A 6,283-nucleotide genomic window follows, 5' to 3' on the forward strand; every position below is an offset into this window, starting at 1 on the left:
ACCCGCCTCACCCGCCTGGCGGTGGGGTCGGTTCCTGCGGGGGTTCCGGCGGGGGTGCGGGCGGCGGGACCACGAGGACCACGGGTGCGCTCTCCGGGCCGGGGCCGCGGTCGTTGACGGCCCGGACCACGACCCGGACCTCACCGCCGCGGCTGCGGACCGGGCCGGGCACGTCGTGCGTGGCCGTGCGGCCCGCGACGGCGATCCAGCCGGACTCGTCGTCGGCGCCGTCGGCGGTCCAGCCCCAGCGGTACTCGTAGCGCACGGGCAGACCGCCGGTCGAGCCCGGCTCCCCCCACGTCGCGGTGAACGTCGCCGGGTCCCGGGTCGCGTCGAGCACCACGGCGAGGCCCGGCACGGGACCCGGGGGCGTGGTGACGGTCGCCGAGGCGGGACCGCTCGCCGAGCCGCACCCCTCGCTGTTGCAGCCGCGGACGACGAACGCGTACGTCCCGGCGGGGAGCCCGACGACGCGGCGGTCGCCGGCGAGGGCGTCGAACGGGCCCCCGTCCACGGACACCTCCACCCGGCGGTCCCGGCCCCCGGCCCAGTCGGGCTCGGTGAAGCCGAGGCGCACGGCACCGGTCGCGGGCTCGAACTCGGCGGAGAGGTTGCCCGGGGCGCTCGGGACGGTCGCGTGGTCGACGACGAGCGGCGCCGACCAGGGGCCCGCACCGGCCTTGTTCACCGCCCGCACCTCGAACGTGTACGTCCCCGGGCCGGCGGGGTCCACGACGTGCCGGTCCCCCGCCGACGGAGCCGTCACGGGCCCGCCGTTCACCCGGATCTCGTACCGCGCCACGGGGTCGCCGTTCGCGGCGGGCGCGGGCCACGTCACCTCGAGCCGACCGCCGCCGAAGATGCTCTGGTCGTAGCGCTGCGCGCTGGGCACCGGGGCCGCGGGTGGTCCCGCCGGGACGACGGCGGCCGAGGCCGGGCTCCAGTCCCCGGGGTCCGGCGCGCGGTTCGACGCCCGGACGCGCACCGTGTAGGCCGTGCCGTTGACGAGGCCGCCGAAGGTGTGCGTCGTCGCGGTGGTCGTCACGGCCGCACCGCCGCCGGGCGGGCTCGGGCTGATCTCGACGTCGTAGCCCGTCAGGGGCGAGCCGGGGTTCTGCGGGGCGCTCCACCGGGCGGTGACCGCACCGTCCCCCCACTCGAGCACCGGGGCGGCGGGCGGGAAGGGCCGGGCGTCGGGACGCGCCGGCTGCGACGGCGGGCTGGCCTCGGAGACCCCGACCGCGTTGCGCGCCGTCACGGTGAAGACGTACTCGACGTCGTTGGTCAGCCCCTCGACGGTGCACGTCGTGCCGGGGCACGCGCGCACGACCCCGCCGGGCTGCCCGGTGAGCTCGTACCCGCTGATCGGCTCGCCGTTGTTGCCGGGTGCATCCCAGGCCAGGACGACGGTGCGGTCCCGCACCTCGACGACCCGCGGGGCGACCGGGGTCGCGGGCCGGCCGCGGACCGTCACGGTGATCCGGCCCTCGACCTCGCGGTCGGGGTCGCCGGTCACGTCGCGGACGCGGTAGCGCACCACGACCTGGCCGATGAAGCCCGGGGCGGGACGGACGGTCACCTGGTCGGCCGTGACCGCGGTCGTGCCGGACCCGGCCTCCACCACGGCACCGACGACGGTGAGCCGGTCCGGCGCGAACGGGTTGGAGGCACCCGCCAGCACGTCCACGACCGACGTCCCGCCCTCGACGCCGTCCGGCACGGTGTGGTCCAGCACCCGGGCCAGGGGACGCGAGCTCGCGACCACGCGGAAGTCGACCTGCCCCGCCACGGGCTGGCCGCTCCCGTAGCCGATCGCGACCCCGACCCCGCCGACCGTCCCGCGCGTCGCGGTCGGAGCGGCCCGGACCGTCAGGACCGAGCCCGTGAGCGTCACGGCGAAGCCGTCCCCGGGGGGCCGGGTCAGCGTGTAGGTGTACCGGGCGGGCCCGCCGGTGCCGTCCGCGGCGTCCCCGCTGCCCACGGGCGCCGAGGTGAACCGGGCGAGGTCCACCTGCGTGCTCTCGCCCGGACCCACGTCCAGCACCGACGGCGTGAAGGTCGGCGGGTTGTCCTCGGCCGCGAGGACGTCGATCGCGAGGGTGAGCACGCGCGTCCGCGCGGAGGTGCTGCCGGGGGTCGCGTCGGTGACCTCGAACGTGATGGACGCCGGGCCGGCGTAGGAGCGCGGGGCCGTGTACAGCAGCGTCCGGTCGTCGGCGAAGAGCGGTGACCCGTCGTGCTTGGTGGCGGAGATCGCGGCGACGTCGGCGAGGCGGGCCGTGCGCCCCGGGGCGACCTGCACCTGCTCCTCGAGCGGGATCCGGAGCTGCTCCCCGGCCACGACCTGCAGCCGGGGGGCCCGCGGGCGCGGCACGGGCGGGAAGTCCCCCAGGGCGGGCACGGTGATGAAGGCCGCCGAGCTCACGCCCTCCGCCTGCGGGTTCACGTTGCGCAGGACGTACGGCAGGGTGCGGGCGGTCGGGCCGAGGGTGACGAGCACCCGGCCGTCCGCCGTCACCGTCGCGGCGTCGGCCGCCGACGGGTGCACCTCGACGGCGAGGTCCGCGAGGGGCCCGCTCGGGTTCTGCGCGACCGCGAGCACGTCGACCTCGACGGACGTGCGGTCGATCGTCTCGGTCGCGGGGACGACGACGTCCCGGGCGACAGGGGGCAGGATCGGGGCGTCCGGGTCCGCGACCACGCTGAGGACGGCGCTGTCCGAGCCACCCCGGGTGTTGCGCGCGGTGTAGGTGATCGCCACCGCCCCCGGCTCGTCCGGCGCCGTGACGACCACGCGCCGGCCCACGACCCGCGCGGCCACGCCGGCGGGCTGCACGTCGAGGACCTCGTCCAGGTCGAGGTCGCCGCCGGAGGTGTCGACGTCGTTGGCGAGGACGCGCACCTCGACCGTCTGGCCGGGACGCACGCGGACGTCGTCGTTGCGGCTGACCACGTCGGAGGAGCCGGTGGGCCGCGGCACGATCCCGACCCGGACCGTGGCGGTCGCCCGCTGCCCGACCCAGTCCTCGACCGCGTACGTGAAGGTGTCCGTGCCGAGCTCACCGGGGAGCGCCTCGTACTCCAGCCAGCCGGGCCCGACCTCGAGGATGCGGCCCTTGCGGGGCGCGCGGGCCTCGCCGAGGAGCAGCACGCCGTCACCGTCCGGGTCGATCCCGGTGAGCGGGACCGGGATCCGCACGGTCTGCTCGGCGAAGACCCGCGCGGTGAGGTCGTGCGGCCGGGGCGGCGCCTTGGTCTGCGGGTCCGACTCGTGGACCCGGACGGTCACGGTCGCCGACGTGATGTTGAGGGCGGGGTCGCGCACCGCGAAGGTGGCGTGGACGGTCCTGGCCGTCGACGGCGCCTGGTACCGCAGCACGTCACCGGAGACGAAGAGCAGGCCCTCGCCGGGGCCGAGCGGCTCCACGAGCACGGGCTCCAGCGTCAGCGGGTCGCCGTCGGGGTCGTAGGCGTCCTCCAGCGCGGCGATCGTCACGACGCCCCCGGTCCGGACGGTCGCCTCGACGTTCGGCACGACGGGCGCCTGCTGCCCGGTCGCCGCCGGGACGGGCTGGATCACGACCTCGCCCGTGGCGGACGCCACGCCGTTCGACACGACGTACGTCGCACGGACGGGCTCGGTGAGCGTCCGCACGGACGTGATCCGCAGCAGCCGGTGCCCGAGCACGGCGACCCGCAGCCCGCTGCCCTCCGGGACCGCGACCGACTGGACCGCCAGGACGCCCCCACCGGGGTCGACGTCGTTGGCCAGGGGGTCGATGGTGACCTCCCCGCCCGGGGGGAGCAGCGCGCGGTCCAGCACCGCGGTGGGCGGCGGCACCTCCTCGGGGCGCTCGCGGACGTCGATCCGTGCCAGGCCCTCCGCCTCCTGCGGCGAGACCGCGACGACGAACCGCACGTAGTACGTCCCCGGGCCGGGCGCCGAGAAGGTGAAGGTGCCCTCGCCCAGGTCCGTCACGACGGTGGCGCCGGGCACCTCGTCGACGCCGGCGAGCCGGACCGGCTCCCGGGAGCCGCTGCGGACGCTCTCGAGCGGCCGGACGACGACGGGCTCGTCGACGTAGGTCACCGCCTGCACCGGGTCGATGACCGGGACGACCGAGCCCTGGGGGCGCACGTCCACCCACACGACGCCGTCGCTCGCGGCCTGCCCGTCGGACACCGACACCCGGACCTGGACCCGGCCGAGCGCGCTGCCGTCCGAGGTGAAGGTCAGCTCGCCGTCCTGGCGGGTGCGGACCACGCCGCCGCCGTCGGCGACGGCGCCCGTCAGGAGCATCGCGTCGCCGTCCGGGTCCACGAAGTCGGCGAGGGCGTCGTAGGTCACGGACCCGCCCTGCTCGACGACCGCGGCGCCCTCCCGGACCTGGGTGGGCGCCCCGTTCTCGCCGTCGGACCGCACGGTGAGGCGCACGGTCGCCGTCGACGGGGCGCTGGTCCCCCGGCCGTCGTCGACGGTGTAGGTGAACTCGGCGCTGCCCCGGGCGTCCGGCGCCATGACGAGCTGGAGCGCGCGGCCGCCGTGGACGGGCTCGAGCACGCCGAACCCGGGGTCCAGCGCGTCGAACTCGCGCACGGTGAGGATGCCGCAGTCCGAGGCCGCGTCGTTGTCGATGACGGGCAGGATCGTGGTGCGGCCGGGGCGGACCCCGTAGTCGTCGTCGGACGCGGCCGGCGGGGCGGAGTCCGCGCCGCACTCGGTCTGGAGGTTCTGCGTGCTCTCCCGGCTCTCGGAGTCCTGGTCGTGCTCCTCGCGCTCCTCCTCCGGCTCGATGTCCTGCCAGTTCGGCTCGCGCACCTCGGGGTCCTGCATCGGCAGCCACAGGCGGCCCCGCAGCACGTCGTTGAGGACGACGACGTCGCGGTTGACCCGGAACACCAGCTCGTCCGCCGCGGACATCCCCGCGAGGTCGACGACCTCCGCGCCCCCGTCGCCGGCCCCGTCGCACAGCTGGAGGTAGCTCCCGGTCGCCGAGGCCCAGGCGCCGTGGGCGCAGCCCGCCGCGCGCACCGGGGCGGCGGGGCGCCCCGACCCGGTCGTGGGGTGGACGCGGACCTCGCCGCCGCCCAGCGGGACCTCCAGCAGCGCCGTCGGCGTCGCGACGAGGACCACCGGGGACCGCGGTCCGGGCTGCTGGAGCACGAGGTCCGCGCCCTGCGCCGCGAGGTCCACCACCGCCGACGGCGTGTGCAGCCGGGTCCCGACGAGCGCCACCAGGTCCTCACCCACGGCGGTCACGTCGTCGGCCGGCTCGGTGGGTCCACCCGCGAGCGCGCCGGCCTCCTCCTCGACCACGGCCGCGCCGTCGGGCCCCCCGGGCACGAGGCGGTGCAGGGTGCCGTCGACCTCGGTGGCGAGCACCGTGCCGCCGCGGGCGACGACGGCGCGGCCGCCCTCCCCGAGCTCGAGGTCGGGCTCGTCGCGGTCGACGGCGAGGCCACCGACCGTCGTCGTCGTGCGGACCCACACGGAGCCCTCCACCTCCACGGCGACGGTCCCCGCGGCCATCCCGACGCGGGCGGTGAACGGCACGGGGGTGCGCGTCGTCGTCGTGACGCTCGCCGGGTCCACGACGGCCAGGGCGCCGGGCTCGGTGAGGACGACGTCGCCCGCGTCCTGCAGGACGTCCACGTCGGGGCTGCCCGCCACAAGACCGGCGTTGAGCTCCTCGACCTGCGGGTTGTACCGGCCGACCTTGAGCTGGGCCGCGTTGGTCAGCCACACCGAGCCGTCGTGCAGGTCCACCTGCGAGACGGGCGCACCGGGGTGGACGACGGCGAGCACGGCCACGACGGCGGGCAGCACGGAGGCACCGACCGTGGTCCCCCACCGTCGGCGGCGCGCCTCGCGCGTCGGTCCCGTCCCGCCCGTCCGCCTCACGGCGTCCCGACCCCCTCGGCGCCGGCGTCCCCGACGGCCCCCGCCTCGCCCGTCGCGCAAGCGGTGGCGGGTGCCGTGGAGGACCGGCCGTCCTGGCGGACGAGGGCGACCTCCACGCAGGTCGCCGCCGGTCCGGCCGGGGCCACCGGGACCGTCACCGTCGGCTCGTCCACGGGCTCGAGGGTGGGCGCCCGGCCCGGGACGACGACGCCCCAGACGTACCGGTCGCCCTCCTCCGGCTCCGGGTTCGTCCAGGTGAAGACCACGGTGCCGTCCCCGGCGGGCACGCCGGTCAGGTCGGCCGGTGCGGGCACGGCGCGGATCACGGGCACGGCGGGCGTCGCCGGCCCCGCCGGCCCCGGTCCCGCCGCGGCCTCGTCC

Annotated in this window: 1 protein-coding gene and 1 pseudogene; both read right to left on the reverse strand. The window is 77.3% G+C overall.

All coding sequences use genetic code 11. The features are described from left to right. Positions 1 to 7: 7 nt before the first annotated feature. Entirely contained in the window at positions 8 to 5,827 is a 5,820-nt protein-coding gene (locus N866_RS05875) for an Ig-like domain-containing protein (RefSeq protein ID WP_155855220.1), read from the reverse strand. Positions 5,828 to 5,898: 71 nt separating this feature from the next. Next, positions 5,899 to 6,283 (reverse strand): annotated as a pseudogene (locus N866_RS05880) (hypothetical protein); the annotation flags it as partial.

Source organism: Actinotalea ferrariae CF5-4 (assembly GCF_000603945.1).
In the GTDB taxonomy this organism is placed as follows: Bacteria; Actinomycetota; Actinomycetes; order Actinomycetales; family Cellulomonadaceae; genus Actinotalea; species Actinotalea ferrariae.